The organism is Pseudomonas sp. NY5710, assembly GCF_013305665.1.
GTDB classification, from domain to species: domain Bacteria; phylum Pseudomonadota; class Gammaproteobacteria; order Pseudomonadales; family Pseudomonadaceae; genus Aquipseudomonas; species Aquipseudomonas juntendi.
Map to the genome: position 1 here is coordinate 763,706 of NZ_CP045554.1, position 25,880 is coordinate 789,585.

At 61.1% G+C, this 25,880-nt stretch carries 28 protein-coding genes and 1 pseudogene; 16 read left to right on the forward strand and 13 right to left on the reverse strand.

Annotation, left to right across the window (positions count from 1 at the left end; all coding sequences use genetic code 11):
- Positions 1-158: 158 nt before the first annotated feature.
- From GEV39_RS03505 to GEV39_RS03515, 3 genes and pseudogenes are all read right to left on the reverse strand, one after another.
- A complete protein-coding gene (locus GEV39_RS03505; protein WP_173887566.1) occupies positions 159-518 on the reverse strand; it encodes a hypothetical protein in 360 nt (119 codons plus the stop codon).
- A 764-nt stretch (positions 519-1,282) separates the two neighbouring features.
- Positions 1,283-2,260: a hypothetical protein gene (locus tag GEV39_RS03510; protein WP_173887567.1), complete on the reverse strand. Its 978-nt coding sequence runs from the start codon at positions 2,258-2,260 to the stop codon at positions 1,283-1,285.
- A gap of 11 nt (positions 2,261-2,271) precedes the next feature.
- Positions 2,272-2,759: pseudogene (locus GEV39_RS03515) on the reverse strand (Hcp family type VI secretion system effector).
- A gap of 581 nt (positions 2,760-3,340) precedes the next feature.
- On the opposite strand from GEV39_RS03515, the gene hemA reads away from it, so the two are divergent.
- From hemA to GEV39_RS03545, 6 genes are all read left to right on the forward strand, one after another.
- Positions 3,341-4,618 (forward strand): glutamyl-tRNA reductase, encoded by a 1,278-nt coding sequence (hemA, locus tag GEV39_RS03520; protein WP_173887568.1) that lies wholly within the window; start codon positions 3,341-3,343, stop codon positions 4,616-4,618.
- Complete coding sequence (gene prfA, locus GEV39_RS03525) at positions 4,615-5,697, forward strand: peptide chain release factor 1 (RefSeq protein WP_173887569.1); 1,083 nt, start codon at positions 4,615-4,617, stop codon at positions 5,695-5,697. Before hemA ends, prfA begins: the two co-directional genes overlap by 4 nt.
- Positions 5,697-6,527, forward strand: coding sequence for a peptide chain release factor N(5)-glutamine methyltransferase (gene prmC, locus GEV39_RS03530; protein ID WP_173887570.1), 831 nt, complete (start codon positions 5,697-5,699; stop codon positions 6,525-6,527). Before prfA ends, prmC begins: the two co-directional genes overlap by 1 nt.
- The gene (locus GEV39_RS03535; protein WP_173887571.1) at positions 6,521-7,276 is read left to right on the forward strand and encodes a molybdopterin-synthase adenylyltransferase MoeB; all 756 of its coding nucleotides are present in this window, start codon (positions 6,521-6,523) and stop codon (positions 7,274-7,276) included. The genes prmC and GEV39_RS03535 overlap by 7 nt, the downstream gene beginning before the upstream one ends.
- The gene (gene murI / locus GEV39_RS03540; RefSeq protein ID WP_173887572.1) at positions 7,269-8,066 is read left to right on the forward strand and encodes a glutamate racemase; all 798 of its coding nucleotides are present in this window, start codon (positions 7,269-7,271) and stop codon (positions 8,064-8,066) included. Before GEV39_RS03535 ends, murI begins: the two co-directional genes overlap by 8 nt.
- A 103-nt stretch (positions 8,067-8,169) precedes the next feature.
- Positions 8,170-8,688 (forward strand): acyloxyacyl hydrolase, encoded by a 519-nt coding sequence (locus tag GEV39_RS03545; RefSeq protein WP_173887573.1) that lies wholly within the window; start codon positions 8,170-8,172, stop codon positions 8,686-8,688.
- 66 nt (positions 8,689-8,754) lie between these two features.
- Here GEV39_RS03545 and GEV39_RS03550 read toward each other — a convergent pair whose 3' ends face one another.
- From GEV39_RS03550 to GEV39_RS03570, 5 genes are all read right to left on the reverse strand, one after another.
- Positions 8,755-9,456 (reverse strand): SDR family NAD(P)-dependent oxidoreductase, encoded by a 702-nt coding sequence (locus GEV39_RS03550; protein WP_173887574.1) that lies wholly within the window; start codon positions 9,454-9,456, stop codon positions 8,755-8,757.
- A gap of 19 nt (positions 9,457-9,475) precedes the next feature.
- Positions 9,476-10,894: a deoxyribodipyrimidine photo-lyase gene (gene phrB / locus GEV39_RS03555; RefSeq protein ID WP_173887575.1), complete on the reverse strand. Its 1,419-nt coding sequence runs from the start codon at positions 10,892-10,894 to the stop codon at positions 9,476-9,478.
- Entirely contained in the window at positions 10,885-11,784 is a 900-nt protein-coding gene (locus GEV39_RS03560) for a MerR family transcriptional regulator (protein WP_173887576.1), read from the reverse strand. The genes phrB and GEV39_RS03560 overlap by 10 nt, the downstream gene beginning before the upstream one ends.
- The gene (locus tag GEV39_RS03565) at positions 11,774-12,742 is read right to left on the reverse strand and encodes a YbgA family protein (RefSeq protein ID WP_173887577.1); all 969 of its coding nucleotides are present in this window, start codon (positions 12,740-12,742) and stop codon (positions 11,774-11,776) included. The genes GEV39_RS03560 and GEV39_RS03565 overlap by 11 nt, the downstream gene beginning before the upstream one ends.
- Positions 12,743-12,841: 99 nt before the next feature.
- Positions 12,842-13,828: an NAD(P)/FAD-dependent oxidoreductase gene (locus GEV39_RS03570; protein WP_173887578.1), complete on the reverse strand. Its 987-nt coding sequence runs from the start codon at positions 13,826-13,828 to the stop codon at positions 12,842-12,844.
- 187 nt (positions 13,829-14,015) lie between these two features.
- On the opposite strand from GEV39_RS03570, the gene GEV39_RS03575 reads away from it, so the two are divergent.
- Together GEV39_RS03575 and hemH are read left to right on the forward strand one after the other, a co-directional pair.
- The gene (locus tag GEV39_RS03575; RefSeq protein ID WP_173887579.1) at positions 14,016-14,921 is read left to right on the forward strand and encodes a TIGR01777 family oxidoreductase; all 906 of its coding nucleotides are present in this window, start codon (positions 14,016-14,018) and stop codon (positions 14,919-14,921) included.
- 13 nt (positions 14,922-14,934) lie between these two features.
- Positions 14,935-15,957, forward strand: a complete 1,023-nt coding sequence (hemH, locus tag GEV39_RS03580; RefSeq protein ID WP_173887580.1) for a ferrochelatase — start codon at positions 14,935-14,937, stop codon at positions 15,955-15,957.
- Between the two features lie 78 nt (positions 15,958-16,035).
- On the opposite strand, the gene GEV39_RS03585 is transcribed toward hemH, so the two are convergent.
- On the reverse strand, positions 16,036-17,310 hold the full coding sequence (locus tag GEV39_RS03585) for a uracil-xanthine permease family protein (RefSeq protein WP_173887581.1): 1,275 nt from the start codon (positions 17,308-17,310) through the stop codon (positions 16,036-16,038).
- A gap of 2 nt (positions 17,311-17,312) precedes the next feature.
- A complete protein-coding gene (upp, locus tag GEV39_RS03590; RefSeq protein WP_173887582.1) occupies positions 17,313-17,951 on the reverse strand; it encodes a uracil phosphoribosyltransferase in 639 nt (212 codons plus the stop codon).
- A 159-nt stretch (positions 17,952-18,110) separates the two neighbouring features.
- Between upp and GEV39_RS03595 the strand changes: the two genes are divergently transcribed.
- The 3 genes from GEV39_RS03595 to GEV39_RS03605 all read left to right on the forward strand — a co-directional run bounded on the left by GEV39_RS03595 (position 18,111) and on the right by GEV39_RS03605 (position 19,542).
- Positions 18,111-18,668: a hypoxanthine-guanine phosphoribosyltransferase gene (locus GEV39_RS03595; RefSeq protein ID WP_173887583.1), complete on the forward strand. Its 558-nt coding sequence runs from the start codon at positions 18,111-18,113 to the stop codon at positions 18,666-18,668.
- A 44-nt stretch (positions 18,669-18,712) separates the two neighbouring features.
- Entirely contained in the window at positions 18,713-19,183 is a 471-nt protein-coding gene (locus GEV39_RS03600) for a hypothetical protein (RefSeq protein WP_173887584.1), read from the forward strand.
- A 68-nt stretch (positions 19,184-19,251) separates the two neighbouring features.
- The gene (locus GEV39_RS03605; protein ID WP_173887585.1) at positions 19,252-19,542 is read left to right on the forward strand and encodes a PA4642 family protein; all 291 of its coding nucleotides are present in this window, start codon (positions 19,252-19,254) and stop codon (positions 19,540-19,542) included.
- Positions 19,543-19,813: 271 nt separating this feature from the next.
- On the opposite strand, the gene mqo is transcribed toward GEV39_RS03605, so the two are convergent.
- Entirely contained in the window at positions 19,814-21,322 is a 1,509-nt protein-coding gene (gene mqo, locus GEV39_RS03610; RefSeq protein ID WP_173887586.1) for a malate dehydrogenase (quinone), read from the reverse strand.
- Positions 21,323-22,087: 765 nt separating this feature from the next.
- Here mqo and GEV39_RS03615 point away from each other — a divergent pair.
- Positions 22,088-22,672, forward strand: coding sequence for a YajG family lipoprotein (locus GEV39_RS03615; protein WP_029886852.1), 585 nt, complete (start codon positions 22,088-22,090; stop codon positions 22,670-22,672).
- 94 nt (positions 22,673-22,766) lie between these two features.
- Here GEV39_RS03615 and GEV39_RS03620 read toward each other — a convergent pair whose 3' ends face one another.
- Complete coding sequence (locus GEV39_RS03620; RefSeq protein ID WP_173887587.1) at positions 22,767-22,973, reverse strand: hypothetical protein; 207 nt, start codon at positions 22,971-22,973, stop codon at positions 22,767-22,769.
- Between the two features lie 160 nt (positions 22,974-23,133).
- On the opposite strand from GEV39_RS03620, the gene GEV39_RS03625 reads away from it, so the two are divergent.
- On the forward strand, positions 23,134-23,394 hold the full coding sequence (locus GEV39_RS03625; RefSeq protein ID WP_054903934.1) for a hypothetical protein: 261 nt from the start codon (positions 23,134-23,136) through the stop codon (positions 23,392-23,394).
- A gap of 33 nt (positions 23,395-23,427) precedes the next feature.
- On the opposite strand, the gene GEV39_RS03630 is transcribed toward GEV39_RS03625, so the two are convergent.
- Positions 23,428-24,594 (reverse strand): 1-acyl-sn-glycerol-3-phosphate acyltransferase, encoded by a 1,167-nt coding sequence (locus GEV39_RS03630; protein ID WP_173887588.1) that lies wholly within the window; start codon positions 24,592-24,594, stop codon positions 23,428-23,430.
- Positions 24,595-24,718: 124 nt separating this feature from the next.
- On the opposite strand from GEV39_RS03630, the gene GEV39_RS03635 reads away from it, so the two are divergent.
- Genes GEV39_RS03635 through GEV39_RS03645 form a run of 3 tightly spaced genes read left to right on the forward strand, consistent with a single transcriptional unit; the run spans position 24,719 to position 25,797 of the window.
- Positions 24,719-24,901: a CPXCG motif-containing cysteine-rich protein gene (locus GEV39_RS03635; protein ID WP_009682943.1), complete on the forward strand. Its 183-nt coding sequence runs from the start codon at positions 24,719-24,721 to the stop codon at positions 24,899-24,901.
- Positions 24,901-25,161 carry a putative signal transducing protein gene (locus GEV39_RS03640; RefSeq protein WP_029887158.1) on the forward strand — a complete coding sequence of 87 codons (261 nt, stop codon included), beginning with the start codon at positions 24,901-24,903 and terminating at the stop codon, positions 25,159-25,161. Before GEV39_RS03635 ends, GEV39_RS03640 begins: the two co-directional genes overlap by 1 nt.
- 15 nt (positions 25,162-25,176) lie before the next feature.
- Complete coding sequence (locus tag GEV39_RS03645; RefSeq protein WP_173887589.1) at positions 25,177-25,797, forward strand: SOS response-associated peptidase; 621 nt, start codon at positions 25,177-25,179, stop codon at positions 25,795-25,797.
- Positions 25,798-25,880: the final 83 nt, after the last annotated feature.

Consider the following 25,880-nt stretch of genomic DNA (forward strand, 5'->3'; position numbering starts at 1 on the left):
TCCCCCGGGCGACACTGCCTGTCAAGGAAGATCCATGGACGTATTTAGCTCTTCTACACTCATTATCGCGGCCAGCGGTACAGGCTTTTGTAGGAAATTTCCCCTCGTTACGTTGCCACGTCAGGTTTCGATTCGGGGCAAGTCGTGTCGGCATGAAGTCATAGATAATGCGACAGCATCAAGGCAATGAACAAGGTGATGTGAATAATCCATAGGGTTAACAAAATGCGCTTTTCGCGGAGGGGGAAGTTTTTTACTTCCTCAATTTCAGCGTAACCCCTGTAAATGAAGATTTTGGGTATAGCCAACAGTGTTGCAATCTGGCCGGTTCTTATTGTTTTGCCCAAGACTCCGGCGTGCTGGTGATTTTTGATGTTGTCAGATACGAGGCGAGAGGTGGGAAGGAAAGATTCAAAATGCTCGGTGTATTTGTGTGAAATAATAATTTGCGCGCTAGCGGCAATTAACATTGCTGTAATCAGGATCAGCGCGATCAGTCCTGGTTCTATGTTAGTCATTTTGAAAACTCGTGATACAAAAAGTCACCTAATACCTCGCCTTTTTTTTCTGCGAAACCACCGGCTAACTTCGCCCGGCAGCGCCACCGATGACCGCGCAGGTGAGTGCCCTAGTCCGGCAGTCCCTACTCCTAGTGCCGGATACTGCGGGTGCAACAATATTCCCTCCTAGATAACCGCCTACAGTGCTACCAGCCAGGCCTCCAGCTAATGATGCAGAGTTTACATATGCGGCTCGCTTCAAGCATGGCGAATTTATAGACCGGTTACTGCTATGTTAAGCATTATGCCAATATAGGTCCACGCATATGCTATTGGCGCTGTTATTAGCAATAACAACGGGAGCGTTTGCTCGAGCTTCAATACTGGTTTTCAAAGGGTTTGGTAGTGATCAGCAGCATATAGGCATGCCCTAAACAATAGCAGTGTGAGAAAAAGTGCTAAGCACACAATGACGAGTCTGCTAAGTAATTTTTTTATGCGGGCCGGTAGTTGGTTTACTTCATTAATGTCTATCAGGCCTTTACGTGCATAGGCTTTTGGGGAGACTAACATTAAAGATATTGTCCCGAATCGAAAAACTTTTCCGATAAAGCCAAGGTCAGCGTATGTTTTTCTGTTCTCACTGATCAGCTTGCAGTTGGGTAGCAGCGATTCAATGTGTTCAGTCAGGCGATGGGACAAATATAGCGTTATCGACATGGATATGAAGATCGCGGTGATAAGGAGGGCGAACACCGCTCCCAAAATTTCATGAGCTGTGGTCACTTTATCACCCGTTCGTAGAATAAATCTCCCATGAATTCTCCACCATCGCTTCCGAACTTCCCGCCTAGCATCCCCCCAAAGGCTCCGCCCGCTACACCGCAAGCGATAGCTCCAGGCCCGCCCGATACGGTTCCGAGAACCACGCCGCAAGCTGCTACGCCAACTATGTTGCCTGCATATGCGCCAACTACGCCTCCACCTACGCCACCTGCCAATGAGCTACTCTCCACAATTTCAGCTCTTCTGCACTCTTCCTCTCTCCCTTCCGTGCAGGCTTTATTGATTGATAGACCTGTACTCGAAACTTCCAGTGCAATGCCTAAATAAGTTCCTTTTTTTATCAGGTTAGCAGCCTTGCTCACACCGGCAACCTTATCCGCATACCCTGCAATCTCACCCGTATGCAAATAGCTTTTCGTGGAAATGGCTAGCATTCTTTTGATGGACCCATTGTTGCGCAAGCCTGAGCCGAACGCCGCCAACCTGCGCAACTGCTCATCCAGCTTCGTGAAAAACCCAGCCCGCTTGGCGTAAAACTGCTCGCGCGCTTTGAGGGACCCGGAGCTCATGTGCTCTCTATGCAGCGTCTCGATTTCCAGCAAGGTATCTTGAATCGCTTTGAGATACTTGCTCCAGCCATCGCTTACCACGCCTGAGCCCAGTGATGCGTGGGCGAGCAGGCTCTTCAACAGCTCGAAATTATCCAGAAAAAACTCATCGGCACCTTGCCCGCTGCGCATCAGCCCCATATGGGTCACGGCAGCTTTCGACATCAGATACGCCTCCTCACTGGTACAAGAAGGCGTGGACCAGTCGCCGACGATCACCAGTTCGCCGCTTCTGACCACATTGTTGAAAATGTGCGAGTTCAGCATGTCGAACTTACTGGCCGAATGCCCGGTCAGCGCAAGGCCGGCCTTGAGCGTGTGGTAGCTCTGCATTCTGGGGTTGATGAACGCTCTGGCTCCAGGCATGGCGACCCCCTTTAGGCGTACTTCTTGTTACCGATCCGGTCCCACCCGCCGGCGATGTTGCCGCCGCCGGACCCGTCAACGCGTTTTTGCTGGGTATAGGTGGTCTTGATTCTCCCGTAATCGAGCTGCACCACCTCTATCGGTACGCCATCGGCGGCGCTTTGGGTGTAGTCGGCAATGATCACTTCTTCGAGAATGATTTCGTAATATTTGAGCTTGCCGCCGCCCGCGCGGCAGAGTGCGAGTTTAACTTCCTTGAGATGTTGGCCTGCGCAGCTGGCTTCCATCAATTTGCAACTGGCACTGTCGAGAGATTTGGTAAATGTGAAATGGCTGACGGCCGTGCGGCCTGATGTGGCGCCACCGGCAGAGCTTGCGGTGGCTGAAGTGCTTGGCTTACACCGAATTGGTAACCTGTGACTTCGATCCACCTGTTGTATTTTTCGTCCAGGGCCTCGCCTGGGATATCATCGATTTTTATATAAGCGTCAAAAGCCATGCTTACCTCTGTTTGGTAATCATTGTCAGGTTTTAATTTTGTGGTGAGGAACGAACTTCAGATTAATGATGGGAAAGGCTAGGCATTGAAATGGGATGAAGCAATAGCTGGATCAGCAATTCAGAAATGGACTACAAGTCGATGGAAAAAATCGATACAGATATGTCGAAAAAAGTAATTCACATAAGCTTTTGTAGGAAATATCACCTCGTTACATTGTCACGTCGGGTTTCGATTCGGTCAGGTCAAGGCGTCTGTTATGTGCCGCTGCTTCAGTGGCGTAGCGGGCTTCGGTTTTGCTTCTAAGCACGCGGTAGTTCAGGCGCCGCACATTGCGACTTCAGGAGGCCGAGCGAAGGTCATGCGGAGGGAGGTGAGGGGCATGGGTGCCCGTCAAGCGCTGAGGTCCATGGTGATAATCCTTGCAAGGGGGCTGCAGGATCCGGGGCTGGAATCACAGGTCAGGCGGGCGTGCAGCCGGCGATAGCCGCCGCGCTATCAGCGCAATAGCGAACGGTGGTTGTCCTGAAACCTGCGAAAGAGGACAATTATCGGCTTCCCGTCACAACCAGCGACCTCGCATGGCCTTTCTTGCACTCGGTATCAACCATAAGACTGCCTCGGTAGACGTACGCGAGCGCGTGGCGTTTACCCCAGAGCAGCTGGTAGACGCCCTGCAGCAGCTCTGCCGACTGACGTCCAGCCGCGAAGCGGCGATTCTGTCGACGTGCAACCGCAGTGAGCTCTATATAGAGCAGGACCACCTGTCCGCCGACGCCGTACTCAAATGGCTGGCCGACTACCACCGCCTCAGCCTCGACGAACTGCGCGCCAGTGCTTACGTGCACGAAGAGCACGACGCCGTGAAGCACATGATGCGCGTGGCCTCGGGCCTCGACTCGCTGGTGCTCGGCGAGCCCCAGATCCTCGGCCAGATGAAGTCCGCCTACGCCGTGGCCCGCGAGGCCGGCACCGTCGGGCCGTTGCTCGGGCGCCTGTTCCAGGCAACCTTCAGCGCCGCCAAACAGGTGCGTACCGACACCGCCATTGGCGAGAACCCGGTGTCGGTGGCATTCGCCGCCGTCAGCCTGGCCAAGCAGATCTTCGCCGACCTGGGGCGTAGCCAGGCCCTGCTGATCGGCGCCGGCGAAACCATCACCCTGGTCGCCCGCCACCTGCATGAGCAGGGCGTGCGCCGCATCGTGGTGGCCAACCGCACCCTGGAGCGCGCCAGCATCCTGGCCGAACAGTTCGGTGCGCATGCCGTTCTGCTGGCCGACATCCCCCAGGAGCTGGCCAACAGCGACATCGTCATCAGCTCCACTGCCAGCCAGTTGCCGATCCTTGGTAAAGGCGCGGTCGAGAGTGCGCTGAAGCAGCGCCGGCACAAACCGATCTTCATGGTCGACATCGCCGTACCCCGCGATATCGAAACCGAGGTCGGTGAGCTCGATGACGTCTACCTCTACACCGTCGATGACCTGCACGATGTCGTGGCGGAAAACCTCAAGAGCCGCCAAGGCGCGGCCCAGGCTGCCGAAGAACTGGTGACAGTCGGCGCCGAAGACTTCATGCTGCGCCTGCGTGAACTAGCCGCCGTGGATGTGCTCAAGGCCTATCGCCAGCAAAGCGAGCGCCTGCGTGACGAAGAACTGCAAAAGGCCCTGCGCTTGCTGGCCAACGGCGGCAACCCCGAGGACGTACTGGCCCAATTGGCCCGTGGCCTGACCAACAAACTCCTGCATGCGCCCAGCGTGCAGTTGAAAAAGCTCTCGGCCGAGGGGCGCGTCGATGCGCTGGCCATGGCCCAGGAACTCTTTGCCCTCAACGAGGGCTCGACGGACAAAACCCCGCAATGAAAGCGTCGCTGCTGAACAAACTGGAAATTCTCCAGGACCGCTTCGAAGAACTCACCGCCTTGCTCGGCGATGCCGAGGTCATTTCCGACCAGACGCGCTTTCGCGCGTATTCCCGCGAGTACGCCGAGGTCGAGCCAGTCTATGCTGCCTATAAAGAGTGGCGCAAAGTCCAGGGCGACCTTGAAGGTGCCCAGGCGCTGCTCAAGGACAGTGACCCGGACATGCGCGAAATGGCCGTGGAAGAAGTGCGTGAAGCCAAGGAGCAGTTGCTGACGCTCGAGGCGCAGCTGCAGCGCATGCTGCTGCCCAAGGACCCGAATGATGGCCGCAACGTGTTCCTCGAAATCCGCGCCGGTACCGGTGGGGACGAGGCCGCGATCTTCTCGGGTGACCTGTTCCGCATGTATTCGCGTTACGCCGAAAAGCGTGGCTGGCGCCTGGAGATTCTGTCCGAGAACGAGGGCGAACACGGCGGCTACAAAGAAATCATTGCCCGTGTCGAAGGGGAAAACGTCTACGGCAAGCTCAAGTTCGAGTCCGGCGCCCACCGCGTGCAGCGCGTGCCGGAGACCGAGTCCCAAGGCCGTGTGCACACCTCCGCCTGCACCGTGGCGGTCCTGCCCGAGCCAGACGAACAAGCGGCCATCGAAATCAACCCGGCTGACCTGCGCGTGGACACCTACCGCGCCTCCGGTGCCGGCGGCCAGCACGTCAACAAGACCGACTCGGCGATCCGCATCACCCACTTGCCCACCGGTATCGTGGTGGAGTGCCAGGAAGAGCGCTCGCAGCACAAGAACCGCGCTCGCGCCATGTCCTGGCTGTCGGCGAAGCTCAACGACATGCAGACCAGCGCCGCCCAGAACGCCATTGCCAGCGAGCGCAAACTGCTGGTCGGGTCGGGTGACCGCTCGGAACGCATTCGTACCTACAATTACCCACAGGGGCGGGTGACCGATCACCGTATCAATCTGACCTTGTATTCGCTGGACGACATCCTCAGTGGTGGCGTAGACGCGGTGATCGAGCCGTTGCTGGCCGAATACCAGGCCGATCAACTGGCTGCCCTGGGGGACTGATGACCATCATCGCCAGCCTGTTGCGCAACGCACAGTTGCCAGATTCGCCTACCGAACGCCTGGATGCCGAACTGCTGCTGGCAGCGGCCATCGGCAAGTCGCGCAGTTATCTGCACACCTGGCCCGAGCGGATCGTCAGCAGCGAAGACGCCCAGACCTACGCCGGGTACCTGCAGCGCCGCCGCGGCGGTGAGCCGGTGGCGTATATCCTTGGCCAGCAAGGTTTCTGGAAAATCGACCTGGAAGTCGCGCCGCACACGCTCATCCCGCGGCCGGATACCGAGCTGCTGGTCGAAACCGCCCTCGAACTGCAGCCCGCAGCCCCAGCCAGGGTTCTCGACCTGGGCACTGGCACGGGCGCCATCGCATTGGCCCTGGCCAGTGAGCGCCCAGCCTGGCAGGTCACGGCCGTCGACCGGGTAGCAGAGGCCGCTGCGCTTGCCGAGCGCAACCGGCAGCGACTGGGCCTGAGCAATGCCCAGGTGCGCCTCAGCCATTGGTTTGACAGCCTGGCGGGTGAGCGTTTCGACCTGATCGTCAGCAACCCCCCTTACATCGCCGCAGCAGACCCACACCTGGTGGCTGGCGACGTGCGTTTCGAACCCAGCAGTGCGTTGGTGGCTGGCCCCGATGGCCTGGACGACCTGCGCGTGATCGTTACCCAGGCCCCAGGGCACTTGCTGCCCGGTGGCTGGTTGCTGCTGGAGCACGGCTATGATCAGGCCGCGGCGGTACGGGCCTTGCTGGTCGGGCAGGGGTTCAACGAGGTGGCCAGCCGAACCGATCTGGGTGGCCATGAACGCATCAGCCTGGGGCGCCTGCCATGCTGAGTGATCAGGAACTGCTGCGTTACAGCCGCCAGGTGCTGCTGGCGCAGATCGACATCGACGGCCAGCTACGCCTCAAGCACAGCAAGGCATTGATTGTCGGGCTGGGTGGCCTGGGTTCGCCGGTCGCCCTGTACCTGGCAGCCGCCGGGGTTGGCGAACTGCACCTGGCGGACTTCGATACGGTCGACCTGACCAACCTGCAGCGCCAGGTGCTTCATGACAGCGACAGTGTCGGCATGAGCAAGGTCGACTCGGCGCTGCAGCGCCTGCAGGCCATCAACCCGGAAGTCACCCTGGTTGCCCACCGCCAGGCGCTGGACGACGACTCCCTGGCAGCCGCGGTAGCTGCCGTCGACCTGGTGCTGGACTGCTCCGATAATTTCTCCACGCGCGAGGCGGTCAACGCCGCCTGTTTCGCCGCCGGCAAACCCTTGGTCAGCGGTGCGGCAATCCGTTTGGAGGGGCAGCTGTCGGTGTTTGACCCGCGTCGCGACTACAGCCCTTGCTACCACTGCCTGTATGGGCATGGCAGTGAAGCCGAGCTGACCTGTAGCGAGGCGGGAGTGATCGGCCCACTGGTGGGCCTGGTCGGCAGCCTGCAGGCGCTGGAAGCGATGAAGCTGCTGGCAGGCTTCGGCGAGCCGCTGGTCGGCCGACTGCTGTTGATCGACGCCCTCGGCACCCGTATTCGCGAACTGCGCGTCAAGCGCGACCCGGCGTGTGCCGTGTGCGGCAAGCGCGATGGCTGAGCGCTCGGCGCCGGTCGGCGTGATGGACTCTGGTGTTGGCGGCTTGTCGGTGCTCGCCGAGATCCAGCGGCTGTTGCCCAATGAGACACTGTTGTACGTGGCCGACTGCGGCCATGTGCCTTATGGCGAAAAGTCCCCGGACTACATCCGTGAGCGCTGCCGGCGCATTGCCGGGTTCTTCCGCGAGCAAGGCGCCAAGGCCCTGGTGCTGGCCTGCAACACCGCCACGGTGGCGGCCGCAGCGGATTTGCGCGAACTGTACCCGAACTGGCCATTGGTGGGGATGGAGCCCGCAGTCAAGCCTGCCGCGGCTGCCACACGCTCAGGCGTGGTTGGGGTGCTGGCCACTACCGGCACGTTGCAAAGCGCCAAGTTCGCGGCTTTGCTCGACCGCTTCGCCAGCGACGTGCTGGTGATCACCCAGCCTTGCCCGGGGTTGGTCGAGCTGATCGAGACCGGCGACCTGTGCAGCCCCACGCTGCGCCAGATGCTGTGGGGCTATGTCGAGCCGCTGCTGGCCGCTGGCTGTGACACCTTGATCCTGGGCTGTACCCATTACCCCTTCCTGCGGCCGCTGCTGGCCGGCATGGTGCCGCCAGATGTGGCCATCATCGATACCGGTGCCGCCGTAGCGCGCCAGTTGCAGCGGCTGCTAGGCAACAATGACCTGCTGGCCGCCGGACCGGCGCAGGCTACCCGCTTCTGGACCAGCGCCGATCCCTCTTCACTGAAAAAAATCCTGCCTGTGTTGTGGCATAAGTCTGACGATGTGCAAAGCTTTGCCATGTGAAAAAAACGTGAAGAAAAGCTGAACTATCGTACCACTGCCGCTTTCTATCCCTTGCCTGAGATGAGGCGACACTAAAACAGCACTAGGATGAAGGATGTTTCTCATGAAGAAACTGCTGGGCTTGGCGGCGGCTGCCGTTTTCACCATGGGGCAGGCAATATCGGCGCAGGCTGCTGATGTATCGGTTTCGGTGGGGCAGACCGGCGACTCGACGATGGTCTATCGGCTGGGGCTGCAGTCGAACTGGGATGCCAGCTGGTGGCAGACCAGTGTCGGCCGCGTGACCGGCTATTGGGACGGCGCCTACACCTATTGGGACGGCGACGACACGGCTAGCAACCACAGCCTGTCGTTCGCACCCGTGTTCGTGTACGAGTTTGCCGGCCAGTCGGTCAAGCCCTATATCGAGGCGGGCATCGGCGTGGCAGCTTTCTCCAGCACCGAGCTGGAAAGCAACGAACTGGGTTCGTCGTTCCAGTTCGAAGACCGCATCGGCTTCGGCCTGCGCTTCGCCGGTGGGCATGAAATTGGTGTGCGTGCGATCCACTACTCGAACGCCGGCATCAAAGAACCCAACGACGGGGTCGAAAGCTACAGCTTGCATTACCGCATGGCGCTCTGACCCGATCGGGTCAATCATCAACCGCCAAGCGCGACCCAGGTTCGCGCTTGGCGGGGAGCTTGGCCGTCACCTCTGCGGCAGCGGCCATAGCCCACTGAGGTCAAGCGTCTCCAGCACCAACTCGGGCTCGGCCGCGGGCCAGCGCCGCAACAACTCCTGTGCGGCGCTTTGCGGTGTCCACTGCTCCGGAAAGGCCTGCGCAGGCGTAACTGGCGTTTTCAGCGACTGCGGTCCTACCACGGTCAGCGATATCCCCACCGCCTTGAGCGCATCACGCTGCTCACGTACCCACTGCGGCAGCTGGTTCCAACCGGCGGTTACCTGGCTTGGCGCGTACAACTGCAGGGCCGAATAACGGTTGAAAACAGCCATCACCTGGGGTGAATCACCCTTGGCCAGCAAGGGCGTCACCGCTGTCAGGCAGTGTTTGCCCGCCAGCTGGTTGCTGGTGACGATGGCCTCGATCAATTCGCTGTCAGCCACATCGCCCGGTAGATAATCGCTGGTACCGGCGTTGATGATCAAGCCGTCCAGTGATTGCCAGTGACGGGCGATCAACTGACAAGCGTCAGCGGCTTGCTGTGCGTCGTGCAACTGCCAGGGCACTTGCATGAATTGCTGGCCATAGCGTTCGCCCAGCGCTTCGAAAACAGCCGCATCCTTGCCACTCGCGGCCACCCGATGGCCTTGTTCGAGCAGCCCTTGCAACAACGCCAAGCCAAGTCCATTGCTTGCGCCTGTAACCCAAAAACTGCGTGAGTTATTCAAGACGTTCTGCCCTCTGATGTTACCGCGGCAGGCCTTTGAAGGCCTCCAATGCACGTTGGCGACTACTGCCCAGATCAACTATTGGATTGTGATACGAATTACTAGCGAAAAGATCCGTAGATTTCATCGGACCATGAATTGTTTTTTCATCAATGTCGCGAAGCTCCGGCAGCCAGTGGCGAATGAAACGCCCCTCAGGGTCGAAACGCTGGGATTGTGAGACCGGGTTGAAAATACGGAAATAGGGCACCGAATCGGTGCCGGTGGAGGCGCTCCACTGCCAGCCGCCATTGTTGGCGGCCAGGTCACCGTCAATGAGGTGGCGCATGAAGTGCCGCTCGCCCTTGCGCCAGTCGATCAACAGGTTTTTGCTGAGGAACATGGCGACGATCATGCGCAGCCGATTGTGCATCCAGCCCGTGTGCAGCAGCTGGCGCATGGCCGCGTCGATGATCGGGAAGCCGGTACGGCCCTGCTCCCAAGCCTCGAGATCGTCCGGCGCATCGCGCCAGGGCAGGGCTTCGGTATGGCTACGGAAGGCGCGGTGCCGCGATACCTGTGGGTAGCCGGTAAGGATATGCTTGTAGAACTCGCGCCACAGTAGCTCGTTGACCCAGGTCTGCACACCCGTGCTACCGCTGTCGAACTCGCCCTTGTTAGCCGCCAGGGCCCCATGCAAGCACTGGCGGGGTGAAATCACCCCGGCGGCCAGGTATGGCGAAAGCTGGCTGGTCCCTGGCATGGCCGGCAGGTCCCGGGTTTTATGGTAGTCGTCGATGGTTTCGTCCAGAAACTGCGACAGGCGCTGCTGCGCGTGGGCCTCACCCGCCGGCCAATGCTCACGCAAGGTGGGCGTGGTTTTTTCGAAGCCGTCGATGTGTTGCGGGATCGGGTCACTGTCGATATTCAGCGCAGCCTGGCGTTTTACTCGCTGCGCCAGCGCAGGTAGGCTGCGGTGCAGGTGTTCAAGGCAGGTTTTCTTGAACTGGCTGAATACCTGAAAGTAATCGCCACTGCGGGTCAGGATGGTACCTGGGCGAAACAGCAGTTGGTCAAGATAGCTGTGCGCCTGGACGCACGCTTTGTCCAGCAGTTCGCGCGTAGCAGCGTCACGGCGCTGCTCGTTGATGCCGTATTCCTCGTTCCAGTGCACGCTTTGCACCTGGTGCTGATGGCAAATATCGAGCACGGCCTGGGGCGCCTGGTCCCAGGTGTCGATCTTGCGGATCAGCAGCGGGATGTTCAGCTTTTCCAGCGCTTGGCGCAGGTCGCGCACGTTGCGTAGCCAGAAATCGACTTTGCAGTCGGCATCGTCGTGCGCACGCCATTGCCCGGGGCTGACCAGCCACAAGGCGATGGTCGGCCCGCGCTCGGTTGCAGCGCTCAGTGCGGTGTTGTCATCGATGCGCAGGTCACTACGCAGCCAGGTCAGGTGCATGGGTCACTCATCTCTACGGGCTGGCGGTCATGGGCTTGAAGCAGGCGCAAGGCCGCTTGCGGGGTATCGAACAGGAAAAGGTCAGGCAATTCGCTGTCTTTCAGGCGGGTTTCATGCAGCGTAACCATGCTGCCACCGAGTAACTTCGGCCCCGGCACCCCCTGCAGGGCACGCAGCAACGCCTTGTCGTCTATGCGCGGGCCCAGGTGCAGCAGCATGGCGCGGGGTTGGAAGATGCTGACTGCGCTTTGCAGTTGCGCCGCGCTGACAGGCTGTTCAAGCACCTCAACGGGGATGCCATTGCTGGTGAACAACCAGGCGCACAGCCACAGCCCAGGGCTGAAGGCCCGCTCGCTGTCCTCGGCCAACAGCACGGCGGGGCCGTGCAGCAACTGGTTGTCGTGGTAAACGCGGGCGCCCAGCTTGCTGCGCAGCCAGCCATAGAAGAAAACCTGCTCCAGCCGCGCGTTGAAGTAGTTGCCCCAGCGCAGGTCGAGCAGGTCGAGCAAGGGCAGCAGCAATTGCTCGCACAGGGTCAGAGCCGGATATAGCGCCATGGCCTGGTTGAGCTGCTGGTCCAGGTTGCGTTGCGACAGGCTGGCGATGGCTTCGACCAGCTCGAACTGACGGGCTTGCCAGTCGCCTTTGGGCGCGGTGCTGGTCGGCTTGTCGAGCAACTCGCGCACTTGGCCAACAGAGGCGCCACGCTGCAACCACGCCAGGATCGTTTCGACCCGTTCCACCTGATTTTGTGGGTACAAACGGTGACCCTTCGCCGTTCGTTGCGGTTTGAGCAGGCCGTAACGACGCTCCCAGGCGCGCAAGGTGACCGGGTTCACGCCGGTGCGGCGGGCCAGCTCACCGATTGGCAACAGCACTTCAGACCGCATTGCGTAAACCTAGGCTTTCAGGGTGGGGTTGCAGGTAGGCTTGCTGAAGCAGGTACGGGTCCGGGTGCTTGCGCAAGTGGTGTTTGAGCAGGGTCAGTGGCACCACCAGCGGCACTACACCCTGCTGGTACTGGCCGATGAGCGTCTGCAGCTCGGCTTTGTCCTGCTGTGTAAGGGCGTCCTTGAAATAGCCGCTGAGGTGCTGCAGCACGTTGCAATGGGTGCCGCGGCTGGCACAGCGGCGCAACGCCTGCATCAGCTGGCTGAAATACTGCTGGCCGACCTGTTGCGGGTCATCGTCCTTGCTCATGCCTCCGAGCAGGCGCCCCAGGGTGCGGTACGCCTGAGGGTTGTTGGCCATCAACAGGTACTTGTAGCGCGAGTGGAAGCTCACCAAGGCACCCCGGCTGAGACCGTCGGCCAGCAGGCGTTGCCAGTCGGCGTAGGCATACACACGGCTGATGAAATTCTCCCGCAGTACCGGGTCATGCAACCGGCCTTCCTCTTCCACCGGCAGGTCGGGGCGTAACGCGCAGAATGCCTGGGCGAAGGCGCCGCGACCACTCTGCACCGCAGGGTGACCATTTGGCTGATACACCTTGACCCGCTCCAACCCGCAAGACGGCGATTTCTGCATGAAGATGTAGCCGCAGATGTCTTGCAACTCAGCGGCCATCTGCTCGCCATAGCTGCGTAGCGGCCCGGTCAGGTCCATGCCAGGGTTGCGAGTGCCAACCACTTCGGGCTTGTCAGGGTCGCCAACCAGGCGGATCGGATCGCGTGGTACGCCTAGACCGATGGCCACCTCTGGGCACACAGGTAACCATTCGAAGTGTTCTTCCAGTTGCTTGCGACACAGGTCGGAGGCCTTGTGGCCGCCGTTGTAGCGCACGCTGTGCCCGGTGAGGCAGGCGCTGATGGCAATGCGCGGCTTGCTAGGGGTGGGCGGGTTTTGCATGACTGCCTCCGAAAACCTGTACGTATGTAAAAACTTGTACAGGTTTATTCCAGCACAGTGCGGAAGTTATGCAAACCAGTTTTTTTGTATAAGGTGAAATCAGTCCAAATGTTCGAGCAGTCGCCGTGCTGCTTCCTGGCCGCTAAGCCAGGCGCCTTCGACACGCCCCGACAAGCACCAGTCACCGCATGCATACAACCCCTGATCGGCGTCCGCCAGGGCACCCCACTCATGATTGCTGCTGGGGCGGGCATACAGCCAACGGTGGGCCACAGAGAAAGCGGGCGCGGGCACCACGCAGCCAACCAGTTCGGCGAATTCGCCGTACAGTTGCTCGATCACTGCTTCTTTGGGCAGGTCGATATGTTGCCGGCTCCAATCTGCCGTGGCGTGCAATATCCAGGTATCGGGCTGTTCGGCGCGGCCAGGCTTGCTGCGGTTGCGTGCCAGCCAATCAAGGGCACTGTCCTGCACGAAGCAGCCTTGCATCGGCGTTTCCAGCGGGGCTGGGAATGCCAGGGCCACGGCCCACGTGGGTTCCATCTGCACGCCGGCGGCCACGGCGGCCAACTTGGGCGTGGCGGCCAGCAGCGGTGTCGCCTGGGGCGCCGGCACGGCGATCACTACCCGGCTGTAGGGCCCGTGGCTGCAGCCGTCGGTATCCTGCAGGTGCCAGTACTGCTTGCCGCGAAACACCTCGGCAATGCGGCACTCGAAATTCACCGTCACATCTTTGAGCAGGCCGCGGGTGATCGCGCTCATGCGCGGCACGCCTACCCAGCGTGTCTGCTCGTCGGGGGAGGGGCTGAGGCTGCCGTCGCGGTAGTTGTACAGCTGGGGTTTCCACTGTTCAGCCCAGCCTGCGGCCACCCATTGCTGGACCTGTTCGACAAAGCGCCGGTCGCGGGCAGTGAAATACTGCGCGCCAAGGTCGAGCGCGCCGGCCTCGCTGAGCTTGCTGGCCATGCGCCCGCCGCTGCCCTTGCCTTTATCGAACAAATGCACCGACTGCCCGGCCTTCTGCAAAGCCTGGGCGGCAGACAAGCCGGCGATACCGGCACCAATGATGGCAATAGGTACTGTCATGATGGCCTCTTCAAACCTTGCTATGAGCAGACTACGCTGTCAGGAAAACCTGTACAAAGCAAAAATATTGTATAAGGTAATTCCGCTTTGCCGCACAGGTTGGCCTATGTTTATCCGAGAGCGTCGGGTCAAAAAAGTGCCTTGATGTTAAAAATAGACCACCGCTGCAATCTGCGAGGACACAGGCATGCATATATTGCTGACAGGCGGTACCGGGTTGATTGGCAAGCACCTGTGCCAGTACTGGCTCAGCCAGGGCCACCGGCTGACAGTGTGGAGCCGGCGGCCGCAGGAGGTGGCGAAGCTCTGCGGCGCCGGGGTGCGGGGCATCGCCCGGCTTGAGCAACTGGAAGCAGACGATCAGCTCGATGCAGTGGTCAACCTGGCGGGGGCACCGATTGCCGACCGGCCCTGGACGGCCGCCCGGCGCAACCTGCTGTGGGCTAGCCGCATCGCCCTGACCGAGCAGTTGCTGGCGTGGCTAGGTAGCCGCGAACAGCGCCCTGAGGTGTTGATATCCGGGTCAGCGGTGGGCTGGTACGGTGACGGTGGTGAGCGCGAGCTGACCGAGACCTCGCCCCCGGTGCGGGAAGATTTCGCCAGCCAGTTGTGTATTGCCTGGGAAGAAACAGCCCAGCGCTCGCAGGCCCAGGGCATTCGTGTGGTCCTGGTGCGTACCGGGCTGGTGCTGGCCAGCGATGGCGGCTTTTTGTCGCGTTTGCGTATCCCCTTCAAGCTGGGGCTGGGCGGGCCGTTGGGCAATGGTCGGCAGTGGATGCCGTGGATCCATATAGACGACCAGGTCGCCCTGATTGATTTTCTCTTGCAGCATAAGGACGCCAGCGGTCCTTATAATGCCTGCGCTCCGACGCCCGTGCGCAACCGCGAGTTCGCCAGGCGGCTGGGCCGTGCGCTGCATCGCCCGGCGCTATTGCCGGTGCCGGCACTGCTGCTCAAGGCCGGCTTGGGCGAGCTGTCGACTTTGCTGTTGGGCGGCCAGCGTGCGCGCCCGGTACGTTTGCTGGAGGCGGGCTTCGCCTTCCGTTTCAATGATCTGCAATCGGCCCTGGACGACCTGTCCAGCCGCCTCTGACATAGGACGCTGCATGACTGATCACGCCCTGCTGCTGGTCAACCTGGGTTCCCCGGCCTCCACTTCGGTGGCCGATGTACGCCGCTACCTCAACCAGTTTCTGATGGACCCGTACGTGGTGGACCTGCCGTGGCCGCTGCGGCGGCTGCTGGTGTCGTTGATCCTGATCAAGCGACCGGAGCAGTCGGCCCATGCCTACGCGTCCATCTGGTGGGAGGAGGGCTCGCCGTTGGTGGTGCTGACCCGCCGCCTGCAGGCCGCCATGGTCGAGCACTGGCCGCATGGGCCGGTTGAAATAGCCATGCGTTACGGCCAGCCGGCGCTGGAGGATGTGTTGGCGCGTCTGGCAGCGCAGGGCGTGCGCAGGGTTACCCTGGCGCCGTTGTATCCACAGTTCGCGGACAGTACGGTGACCACGGTCGTGGAGTTGGCGAAACAGACCATCCAAGAGCGCCAGTTGCCGTTGCAAATGCGGGTGCTGCAGCCGTTCTACGAGCACCCCGCCTATATCCAGGCACTGGCGGCCAGCGCCGAACCTTACCTGGCGCAGGATTACGACCACCTGTTGCTGAGTTTTCATGGGCTGCCGGAGCGGCACCTGAAAAAGCTGTACCCGCGCGGCACGCCCGGCAAGCATGATCTGCGTGCAGCCGACTGCTGCAAAGACGCCAGCGCCGAGGTGCGCGCGGTGTGTTACCGGGGTCAGTGCCTGGCCACCGCCAAAGCGTTTGCGGCGCAGTTGGGTATACCCGACGGCAAGTGGTCGGTGAGTTTCCAGTCGCGGCTGGGGCGTGACAAGTGGATCGAGCCGTATACCGAAACACGCCTGGACGAGCTGGCCAAGGCGGGGGTCAAGAAGTTGCTGGTGATGTGCCCGGCATTCGTGGCCGACTGCATCGAAACGCTGGAAGAAATCGGCATGCGCGGCAGTGAGCAGTTTGTCGAGGCCGGCGGGCGGGAGCTGGTGCTGGTGCCGTGTTTGAACGACCACCCGCAGTGGGTGGGGGTGTTGGCGGACATGTGTGAAAAGGCCTGAGTGAACCGGCCTTTTCGCGGGTGAACCCGCTCCCACAGGGTGTTTTGCTGCCCTGTGGGCGCTCAGGTCAAAGGTGGCTCAAGGCTGCTGATCCTCGAGCTTCTTGTGCTTCCAGCCGTCATTGCCAGGCAAGATCAGGTTCAGGGCAATCGCCACGATGGCACACAGGGCAATCCCCTTCAGGCCCCAATCATCCGGGCCATCACCGCTGCCGATCAGTACCCCGCCAATACCGAACACCAGGGTCACCGACACGATCACCAGGTTGCGCGCTTCGGCCAGGTCGACCTTGTGGCGGATCATGGTGTTCAAGCCTACCGCGGCGATCGAGCCGAACAGCAGGCACAGGATGCCGCCCATCACCGGCACCGGAATACTCTGCAGCAGCGCGCCGAACTTGCCGATGAACGCCAGGGTAATGGCGAATACCGCCGCCCAGGTCATGATCTTGGGGTTGTAGTTCTTGGTCAGCATCACCGCACCGGTCACTTCGGCGTAGGTGGTGTTCGGCGGGCCGCCAAACAGGCCGGCGGCGGTAGTGGCCAGGCCGTCACCCAGCAGGGTGCGGTGCAGGCCGGGCTTCTTCAGGTAGTCACGGCCGGTTACGCTGCCAACCGCGATTACCCCGCCAATGTGCTCGATCGCAGGTGCCAGGGCTACCGGAACGATGAACAGAATGGCCTGCCAGTTGAACGCTGGCGCCGTGAAATTGGGCATTTCCAGCCAGGGTGCAGCGGCGATTCTGGCCGTGTCGACCACGCCAAAGGCAAACGACAGGGCAAAACCCACCAGCACGCCGGCGATGATCGGCACCAGGCGGAAGATGCCTTTGCCGAACACAGCCACGATCAGTGTGGTCAGCAGCGCCGGCATGGAGATCAGCATGGCTGTCTTGTACGGCAGCAGCACGCTGCCGTCGCCAGCCTTGTCCATCGCCATGTTGGCGGCAATCGGCGCCATGGCCAGGCCGATGGAGATGATCACCGGCCCGATCACCACGGGCGGCAGCATGCGGTCGATGAAACCGGTGCCTTTGACTTTCACCATCAGGCCCATGAAGGTATACACGAAACCTGCGGCCATCACGCCGCCCATGGTCTCGGCCAGGCCGAACTGGCCCTTGGCGAGAATGATCGGGGTGATGAAGGCGAAGCTCGAGGCCAGGAACACCGGGACCTGACGGCCGGTGACCAACTGGAACAGCAAGGTACCGATACCTGCGGTGAACAGCGCGACGTTCGGGTCCAGGCCGGTGATCAGTGGCATCAGTACCAGCGCACCGAATGCCACGAAGAGCATCTGCGCGCCCGAAACGACCTGGCGCCAGAGCGGGTCGTTGAAGCCGTCCTGCATGATCAGGCGTCCTTTTGCTTGGTGCCGAAGATCTTGTCACCGGCATCGCCGAGGCCCGGCACGATATAGCCGTGCTCGTTCAGGCGCTGGTCGATCGAAGCGGTGTAGATCTGTACATCGGGGTGAGCTTTCTCCACCACGTCGATGCCTTCTGGTGCCGCGACCAGGACCATGGCGCGAATCTCTTTGCAGCCAGCCTTCTTCAGCAGGTCGATGGTGGCAACCATCGAGCCGCCGGTTGCCAGCATGGGGTCGATGATCAATGCCAGGCGCTGGTTGATGTCCGGGGCGAGCTTTTCCAGGTAGGTGTGGGCTTCGAGGGTTTCTTCGTTGCGGGCAACACCGACCGCGCTCACCTTGGCACCCGGGATCAGGCTGAGTACGCCGTCGAGCATGCCGATGCCGGCACGCAGGATCGGCACTACGGTGATCTTCTTGTCGGCGATTTTCTCTACCGAGACCTTGCCACACCAGCCGTCGATCTCGTAGGTTTCGAGCGGCAGGTCCTGGGTGGCTTCATAAGTCAGAAGAGCGCCGACTTCCTGGGCGAGTTCGCGAAAATTCTTGGTGCTGATATCGGCACGGCGCATCAGGCCGAGCTTGTGGCGGATCAGCGGGTGGCGGATCTCACGAGTGGGCATAGGGGGGGCTCCGAAAGGCGGGCAAAAAAACCGCGCTAGATTAATCTATTCAGCCTGCGCTGTCGTCTGATCATTCTGCACGTTAGTCCATAAACGCTTGATCTGTGACGAGCGGATGCGTACCTTTGCCCGCTTTTCCAAAATCCCCCGGAGCGCGCCATGTCCGCCGATCTCGAGCATATCCGTCAAGTCATGCGTGAAGCTGACTGCCTGTACACCGAAGCCGAGGTCGAAGCGGCCATCGCCAACGTTGGCGAGCAGATCTGCAAGGACCTGCACGACAAGAACCCTGTGGTGTTCTGCGTGATGAACGGTGGCCTGATTTTCTCCGGCAAACTGCTGACCCACCTGCAGTTCCCGCTGGAAGCTTCCTACCTGCACGCCACGCGCTACCGCAACCAGACCAGTGGCGGCGAGCTGTTCTGGAAGGCCAAGCCCGAAGTGTCGTTCATCGACCGCGACGTGCTGATCGTTGACGACATCCTCGATGAAGGCCATACCCTCAGCGCCATCATCGAGTTCTGCAAGCACGCCGGCGCGCGCTCGGTGTACACCGCCGTGCTGATCGACAAGGACCACGACCGCAAAGCCAGCCCGGACCTGAAGGCCAACTACGTGGGCCTGCCGTGCATTGACCGCTACATCTTCGGCTATGGCATGGACTACAAAGGCTACTGGCGCAACGCCAACGGCATCTTCGCCGTCAAGGGCCTGTAAAAACGTCCACGTGCTAGAGTGCGGCTTCATACAAGGAGCCTCACATGCGTGCGTTTCTCCCCCTTCTGGTGGCCATCAGCCTGCCGCTGGCCGCTGCACCGCTGCACAGCCAGTTCCTGCCCCCGGACGACATGGCCCTGCGTCAGGAAGCACCCACCAGCCAGCAGTTGCTGCAAGTGACCGACTACTCGGTGGTAGTCGGTGCCCAGCGGCAGTCCGACCAGCAGCCGATCCCGATCACCTCGTCGCTGCAAGTGCGCCTGAAGGGCAAGCCGCTGAGCAAGGGGGCGACCATTGCCCAGGTGCTGCTGACATTTGACGGTGAGGCCGCCAAGAGCCTCAAGAAACCGGTGTACGACGACAAGACCCGCACCTTGAGTCTGAATTACCCCCTCAGTGACTACCGGGTGATCATGGACCTGCTGCGCAACGAAACGCTGTATGTGCAGTTCCTCACCTATGGCAACGGCCATATCTGGGCCGACCTGCACACAGGCACCGTACGTACGCGTTGAGGCCTGCGGCCTGCGGGGGGTAAACTGCCGGCCTTCGAAATTCCGTGATGGTCCAGATGGAGCCGGCAATGCGTAAAGACAAGAAACAGGTAATCGGTGACGAAATCAGCGACGACTACATCAAGTCGTTCCTTCAGTTCGAGCCGGCCGATGGCGTCACCTCACCCTCGCTGCACAAACTGGTGAAAGCCTACCGCGGCCTGCGTGTGGACGACTTCCAGCGTTTTGTCGGGTTCTTCGTCGAGGCCGGCCTGGACCTGGATGGCAAGGACGAACACGGCAAAACCTTCGTCGAGCAGATCGCCGACCAGCGCAATGCGCAGGAGTACATCGAGATCATCGCCCAGGCCCGTGCTTGATCGTTAGCCTGTTCCGCCTCTTCGCGGCGCAAGCTGACCGACACGCAGGCAGAAAAAAACGCCTCGAAGGGTAATGCCAGTCAGTTAAGTAATTTGGGGCCGCTTTGCGACCCTTCGCGGGCACGCCCGCTCCCACAAAGGATTGCGCATTTCTTGCATTCAGCGCCAAACGTGTGGGAGCGGGCGTGCCCGCGAAGGGCTGCAAAGCAGCCCCAGTAACACTTAATTGACAGGCATTACCCCGAAGGGCGTTTTTTCGTTACCGGGCCAGTCAGGCGTAATGCTTGGCTGCCGGGCTGCTTTCCACCAGGTCCAGTGCCGCGTCGTTATCTGCACTGATCTCGCGGTACAGGGCAGCATCGGTCGCCAGGGTCTTCTCGCGTGCGGGGAAGATTTCCTTGAGTTTGTCAGCCCAGGCCCCTTTGGCTTGCTCAGGGAAGCAACGCTCGATCAGTTCCAGCATGATCGAAACGGTCACCGAGGCACCTGGCGAGGCGCCGAGCAGTGCAGCCAGGCTGCCGTCCTGCGCCGAGACCAGCTCGGTGCCGAATTGCAGCACGCCGCCTTTCTTCGGGTCTTTCTTGATGATTTGCACGCGCTGGCCTGCGACTTCCAGGCGCCAGTCTTCGGCCTTGGCCTGCGGGTAGAAGCGGCGCAGGGCTTCAAGGCGCTGTTCCATCGACTGCATCACTTCGCTGACCAGGTATTTGGTCAGGTCCATGTTGTCGCGGGCCACGGCCAGCATCGGGCCGATATTGCCCATGCGCACCGACAGCGGCAGGTCCATCAGCGAGCCGTGCTTCAGGAACTTGGTGGTAAAGCCGGCATAAGGGCCGAACAGCAGCGAAGTCTTGCCGTCTACAACCCGGGTGTCCAGGTGCGGTACCGACATCGGTGGCGCACCTACGGCGGCCTGGCTGTAAACCTTGGCCTGGTGCTGCTTGACGATTTCCGGGTTGTCGCAGCGCAGCCACTGGCCGCTGACCGGGAAGCCACCAAAACCTTTGCTCTCCGGGATGCCGGACATCTGCAGCAGCGGCAGGGCCGCGCCGCCGGCGCCCAGGAACACGAAGCGGGCGTCCACTTCACGGCTGCCGCCGCTGTTGACGTCCTTGATGCTGACGGTCCAGCCGCTGCCGTTACGGCGCAGGCCGACGACCTTCTTGCTGTATTTGACCTGCGCGTCCGGCGCGTCACCCAGCAGCTTCAGCAGCTTCAGGGTCAGGGCGCCGAAGTTGACGTCGGTCCCTTTGGCCACGCGGGTCGCGGCGATGTGCTGGTCGGCAGGGCGGCCAGGCATCATCAGCGGCATCCAGTCGTTCATCACGGCCTTGTCTTCGGTGTACTCCATCTCGGAGAACGCATGGTGCTGCTTGAGCAGCTCGAAGCGCTTCTTGAGGAAGGCAACACCCTTGTCACCCTCGACGTAGCTCAGGTGCGGGACAGGGTTGATGAACGCACGCGCCGAGCCGAAGTTGTCCTTCTTGCTCAGGTAGGCCCAGAACTGGCGCGAAACCTCGAACTGGGTGTTGATGTGCACGGCCTTCTTGATGTCGATGCTGCCATCGGCGGCCTGCGGCGTGTAGTTCAGCTCGCACAGGCCGGCGTGGCCGGTGCCTGCGTTGTTCCAGGGGTTGGAGCTTTCCGCGGCTCCGGAGTCCATCGCCTCGACGACCTCAAGCTTCAGGGTCGGGTCTAGCTCCTTGAGCAGTACGGCCAGGGTGGCACTCATGATGCCCGCGCCTACCAGTACCACATCAACCGATTCGTTCTGCGCCATTTAACGCGTCTCCACAATCTACAGCTACCTAATTGACAGCATAGGACCTGGGGTTGCCAGGGTCGCCATGTCCGGCTTTTCGCAGTTCTTGCAACTTCCGCGGACACCGCCAACCAGTCTTCGGGTTCAGGTATTGAACGCCGTTTGCCAGGGCTGCGGCAATTCGACTTATGGTCAAGGTGTCGTGCGTGCGTTATGGAGCGGGTCAGGCACTCATGCAGGATGAGCGCATTTGCCGCCTGTTCAGGGCTGTTCGGGACACATCTGCCGCTTTTACACATGCCAGACTGTTCATTTGCTCGCCACACTCTTGTGAAGTTGTGAAAACCGTTTTTTCACGCTCTTTTGGAGACGTGAACCTCAAAAAGGGACTGCGCGATGGCAACCCGCAGGTTCATGCAGCGTGAAGGGCCGGAAAAGCAGGCACGACAGCCGATGCAAGACCTGAGTGGAAGGCTCTCTGTGGGCGAAGCGTTGAAGTTGCCGGGGTCAATCGGCGAGTGCGGGGCCCGATCAGGAGACGTCCTTATAATCGGGGGGAGATTATAACGATGTCGCGGGCAGAAATGTCGCCATTCGTGGTTTTTATTGCAGCGTTTGTCAGGCCAGGCGCATGCGCGGCTGCCAATGCCGGCTTGCACAGGCGCAAAGTACAGGCCCGGGCAGTGCATGAAAGCATTGTCACAAGCGGGCTGGGACCGATGACTGGCCGATGCGGGGCTGGGTATACTGTGCGCCTTAGCCGCATTTTCTGGAGAAACGCGCATGTTGCAACGTCTGTTGTTCGGTTTGCTTGCCGTGGCCAGCCTCAGCCTGGTCGGTTGTGCCCACAGCCCGCAACAACTCAACCCGCAACCCACGCTCAAGGCCCAACTCGCGCCGGTCGGTCATGGCCAGCCGGTTGTGGTCCGGGTGGTTGACGGTCGCCCATCGCAGTCGCTGGGTACCCGTGGTGGCATGTACCCTGAAACCAGCACCATCAGCGTCAGTGGCAACGACGTGGTGCCCAAGCTGCAGGCCCAGGCTGAAGCGGCTGTGCGCCTGCTCGGCTTCACGCCTACGGCCAACGCTTACAACGCGCCGCAGTTGACCGTGACCCTGGCCGAGCTGAAGTACCAGTCGCCCAAAGACAACCTGTACGTGACCGAAGCCACGATCGGTGCCACCTTCCGTGCCGACGTGAAGAATGGCGGCCGCAGCTACAGCGGCCGTTACGGTGCGTCGCTCGACCAGCGCTTCGGCATGGCACCGAACCAGGACACCAACACCCAGTTGGTAGGCGACGTTCTGAGCGATGCGCTGACCCGCATGTTCAAAGACCCGAGCATTGGCCAGATCTTGGCCCAGTAAGCCCTCGCGCTGCTGAAAACCCGCTGCCTGGTCGTCAGGCAGCGGGTTTTTTTGTGCTTCGCCAGCGCTTGCGGGTGGGTTGGCCGGCGGCGGTTCACGCCGCCTCTATGTGGAAATCCAGCAGGCTGAAGCCAGTGCCTGCATCCACCTCCGGCAGGTCTTCATGCACATGCCCGCCCAGCGCGCAGTAGACCAGCCACTGGCGGTCTTGCACATTGATGGCAAAACCATCGATCAGCGCCTGTTGCTCCTCGCTTTGGGCAACGAGGTAAAGGCGGTCCTGGTTTTCGGCGTGCAGCATGAAGTAGCTCCGGCTCATGGGAAGGTCGACAGGGTGGCCTGCCCAGATGACGAGCCGATGACAGATGAAATTAAATGACAGTTTGTCGCCAATGCCGGGCAGCGGAGGGCGATTTGCGTAGAATGCGGGCCTTTGCCGTCGCTTACACCGAGGTTGCGTGATGTCCTTGCAAGTGCTTTGGGGTTTTCTGGCCGCCCATCCCACCAAGTTGATCAATGTGCTGGCGCTGCTGCTGACCTGCCCGGGCGGGTTGCTGCTGCAAAGCGCCCGGCGGCGCGCGGCCGAAACCCGCGAGAGCCTGGCGCTTGAGGAGGGGGTAGTGGATGCCTTCGACCTGCGGGTGCCCAAGTACTTCTACATTCTGGGCTTCGCTTGCCTGGCCATGGCGCTGCTGCTGTCCTGGTTCAGCACCTGGGTTTGAGATTGCGGGCCTGCAAGGCAGCCCCGCAATCGGTCAGGCAACCGGCGTCTGCTGCCTGACCTGGTATTGGTTGCGCACCGGTGTCGCATACTGCAACACCAAGTACGGCCGCTGCTCTTCAGGGCACGCCGCCAGCCGACTTTGCCATTCTTCCTTGGCCTTGGCCAGTTCGTCGGCCGGGAACACCTGTTCGGCGCCAGGTACCTGCAGGGCTTCGTCCTTACCCTCCCACATTGCGTAGGCCAGGTAATGCACCGGGAACAACCGGTAGCCAGCCAGGATCTGGCGGTCGATCTCCGCGGCCAGCTGCTTGGTATCCTCGTAGTACTCGGTCACCGGTGGCGCGAAGTTGATGTGCACCCGGCCCTTGTAGCCGGTAATCCCCTTGGCGATGCTGTTGTCGTCCTCACCTGGGGCCTTCTGGTAGCTGCCAGTGGTGGCGCGGATATACAGCTCGCGGGCTTTGGCCTGGTCGCACGGGTCGTACTCGTAGCTGATCGACACCGGCGTCAGGTTCAGGCTCTGGATGACGGCGCCAAACGCCTCGTCCTTGCGGCTCATGTGGAACATCTTGAGGATCGCCGAGTCGGTGCGGTCGTCACCGTCCTTGGCGCGGCCCTCGGCCTGGGCGATCCAGATCGAGGTGGCGTCGTTGCGGATCGAGTGGTTGATGTAGGCCGAGAGCAGTTGATAGGCCGCCAGCTTTTCACGGCGCCCGCTGATCGAACGGTGCACGATGAAGCTCTTGTTCAGGCGCATCATGTCGCTGACGAACGGCTTTTGCAGCAGGTTGTCGCCAATGGCGATGCGCGGCGTGGGCAGGCCGGCGTGGTACACCGCGTAGTTGACGAAGGCCGGGTCCATCACGATGTCGCGGTGGTTGGCCAGGAACAGGTAGGCCGTACCAGCCTTCAGCTGCTCCACACCGGAATAGGTGACGCCGTCGGTGGCGCGGTCGATGGTCTGGTCAACGTAGTACTCGACCTTGTCCTGCAGGGTGGAAACGCAGGTCACACCGGCGAATTCCTTGCGCAGGCGGCGGGCGATCAGCGGTTTGAGCAGCCAGCCGAAAGCCCCGGCTGCGCGCGGGAAGCGGAAGTGGGTGAGGATATCGAGGAATGCCGGGTCGCTGAGCAGGCGGGCCAGAACCGCAGGTACCTCAGCGTCGTCGTAGGGTCGGATGGCATCGAATTCGCCCATCATGCTCTCTTGTTGGAAACGGCTAGGGTAATAAACAGGGGCAGGCTCCGAAAAACGGCTCGGACGCACACGGGCCCCGTAAACAGACCGACAATTATACGCATAAGTCACCCCGGAGGCCGCGATGCTCGAAACTGCGTTCTACGATTGCCCTTATTGCGGCGAAGAGGTCGAAACTACGGTGGACCTGTCCGGTGGCGATCAGGAGTACATCGAGGACTGCCAGGTGTGCTGCAGGCCGATTCGTTTCGTGCTGCAGGTGCATGGCGAGGAATGGATGCTGGATGTCTACGGCGAGAACGAATGATGCGGCGGATCTACGAACCGGAAAACCTGCTTGAAGCCGAAATGCTGGCCGGGATGCTCGCCAGTGAAGGCATCGCGGTGCAGGTGGTGGGCCGTGACCTGATCGGTGCAGTCGGCGAGCTGCCCATGCAAGGGTTGCTAGGGCTTGCGGTCGCCGATGAGCAGGCCGAGTACGCACGGCAGCTGATCGATGCGTACAATGAAGCCCAGCCATTGGTTGGCGACGAACCGGAGAGTATCCCCGGTACCTTGATCTGCTAGGTTCTGAATTCGCTCATGTGTGGACGTTACGCCCTGTTTCGCTGGCCCCAGGCCCTTGCCAGTCTGCCGGGGTTCCCCGCGGGCCAGCCGGCCCAATGGAATATCGCGCCTGGGGCGTCGGTGCTGATCCAGCGCCTGCTTGACGGCCAGCAGCAGCTGGCCATGGCGCGTTGGGGGCTGACCCCGGCGTGGCTCACCGACCTGTCCCGCACCCCCGCCCATGCCCGCGCCGAAACCCTGGCCGAGCAACCGATGTTCCGTGAGGCGTTTCGCCAGCGCCGCTGCCTGATGCCGGCCAACGGCTTTTACGAGTGGCGGGGCACGGTACGCAAGCGTCCTTATTGGCTGACGCCGGGGGAGGGCGCCTCGCTGTACTTTGCGGCCATATGGGAAGCCTACCCCGTGCAGGACCAGGTGTGGCTGAGTTGCGCGGTGGTGACCCAGGCGGCCATGAACCAGCGCCGGCCGCTGATCCTCGACGAGGCGGGCCAGGCTGCCTGGCTCGATCCGGATACGCCGGTTACCCGCTTGCACGAATTGCTGGCCAGTCCGCCTGCGCCATTGCGCGAAAGGGCCTTGGCGAATTTCGTCAATGACCCGAAGCTGGATGCGCCGGAGTGTCTTACCCCGCTTTGAGGGGTGGCCGGTGCTGGTGATGAAAATCTTCCCTGCGGCTATAGCGGCTACTGGCGAGTCGGCCTAGGATACGGCGCATGCAA

Bases quoted from the DNA above. Each gene is read 5' to 3' on its own strand.
- GEV39_RS03505 (WP_173887566.1), bottom strand. From the start codon at position 518: ATGACTAACATAGAACCAGGACTGATCGCGCTGATCCTGATTACAGCA.
- GEV39_RS03510 (WP_173887567.1), bottom strand. From the start codon at position 2,260: ATGCCTGGAGCCAGAGCGTTCATCAACCCCAGAATGCAGAGCTACCAC.
- hemA (WP_173887568.1), top strand. From the start codon at position 3,341: ATGGCCTTTCTTGCACTCGGTATCAACCATAAGACTGCCTCGGTAGAC.
- prfA (WP_173887569.1), top strand. From the start codon at position 4,615: ATGAAAGCGTCGCTGCTGAACAAACTGGAAATTCTCCAGGACCGCTTC.
- prmC (WP_173887570.1), top strand. From the start codon at position 5,697: ATGACCATCATCGCCAGCCTGTTGCGCAACGCACAGTTGCCAGATTCG.
- GEV39_RS03535 (WP_173887571.1), top strand. From the start codon at position 6,521: ATGCTGAGTGATCAGGAACTGCTGCGTTACAGCCGCCAGGTGCTGCTG.
- murI (WP_173887572.1), top strand. From the start codon at position 7,269: ATGGCTGAGCGCTCGGCGCCGGTCGGCGTGATGGACTCTGGTGTTGGC.
- GEV39_RS03545 (WP_173887573.1), top strand. From the start codon at position 8,170: ATGAAGAAACTGCTGGGCTTGGCGGCGGCTGCCGTTTTCACCATGGGG.
- phrB (WP_173887575.1), bottom strand. From the start codon at position 10,894: ATGCACCTGACCTGGCTGCGTAGTGACCTGCGCATCGATGACAACACC.
- GEV39_RS03560 (WP_173887576.1), bottom strand. From the start codon at position 11,784: ATGCGGTCTGAAGTGCTGTTGCCAATCGGTGAGCTGGCCCGCCGCACC.
- GEV39_RS03565 (WP_173887577.1), bottom strand. From the start codon at position 12,742: ATGCAAAACCCGCCCACCCCTAGCAAGCCGCGCATTGCCATCAGCGCC.
- GEV39_RS03570 (WP_173887578.1), bottom strand. From the start codon at position 13,828: ATGACAGTACCTATTGCCATCATTGGTGCCGGTATCGCCGGCTTGTCT.
- GEV39_RS03575 (WP_173887579.1), top strand. From the start codon at position 14,016: ATGCATATATTGCTGACAGGCGGTACCGGGTTGATTGGCAAGCACCTG.
- hemH (WP_173887580.1), top strand. From the start codon at position 14,935: ATGACTGATCACGCCCTGCTGCTGGTCAACCTGGGTTCCCCGGCCTCC.
- GEV39_RS03585 (WP_173887581.1), bottom strand. From the start codon at position 17,310: ATGCAGGACGGCTTCAACGACCCGCTCTGGCGCCAGGTCGTTTCGGGC.
- upp (WP_173887582.1), bottom strand. From the start codon at position 17,951: ATGCCCACTCGTGAGATCCGCCACCCGCTGATCCGCCACAAGCTCGGC.
- GEV39_RS03595 (WP_173887583.1), top strand. From the start codon at position 18,111: ATGTCCGCCGATCTCGAGCATATCCGTCAAGTCATGCGTGAAGCTGAC.
- GEV39_RS03600 (WP_173887584.1), top strand. From the start codon at position 18,713: ATGCGTGCGTTTCTCCCCCTTCTGGTGGCCATCAGCCTGCCGCTGGCC.
- GEV39_RS03605 (WP_173887585.1), top strand. From the start codon at position 19,252: ATGCGTAAAGACAAGAAACAGGTAATCGGTGACGAAATCAGCGACGAC.
- mqo (WP_173887586.1), bottom strand. From the start codon at position 21,322: ATGGCGCAGAACGAATCGGTTGATGTGGTACTGGTAGGCGCGGGCATC.
- GEV39_RS03615 (WP_029886852.1), top strand. From the start codon at position 22,088: ATGTTGCAACGTCTGTTGTTCGGTTTGCTTGCCGTGGCCAGCCTCAGC.
- GEV39_RS03620 (WP_173887587.1), bottom strand. From the start codon at position 22,973: ATGCTGCACGCCGAAAACCAGGACCGCCTTTACCTCGTTGCCCAAAGC.
- GEV39_RS03625 (WP_054903934.1), top strand. From the start codon at position 23,134: ATGTCCTTGCAAGTGCTTTGGGGTTTTCTGGCCGCCCATCCCACCAAG.
- GEV39_RS03630 (WP_173887588.1), bottom strand. From the start codon at position 24,594: ATGGGCGAATTCGATGCCATCCGACCCTACGACGACGCTGAGGTACCT.
- GEV39_RS03635 (WP_009682943.1), top strand. From the start codon at position 24,719: ATGCTCGAAACTGCGTTCTACGATTGCCCTTATTGCGGCGAAGAGGTC.
- GEV39_RS03640 (WP_029887158.1), top strand. From the start codon at position 24,901: ATGCGGCGGATCTACGAACCGGAAAACCTGCTTGAAGCCGAAATGCTG.
- GEV39_RS03645 (WP_173887589.1), top strand. From the start codon at position 25,177: ATGTGTGGACGTTACGCCCTGTTTCGCTGGCCCCAGGCCCTTGCCAGT.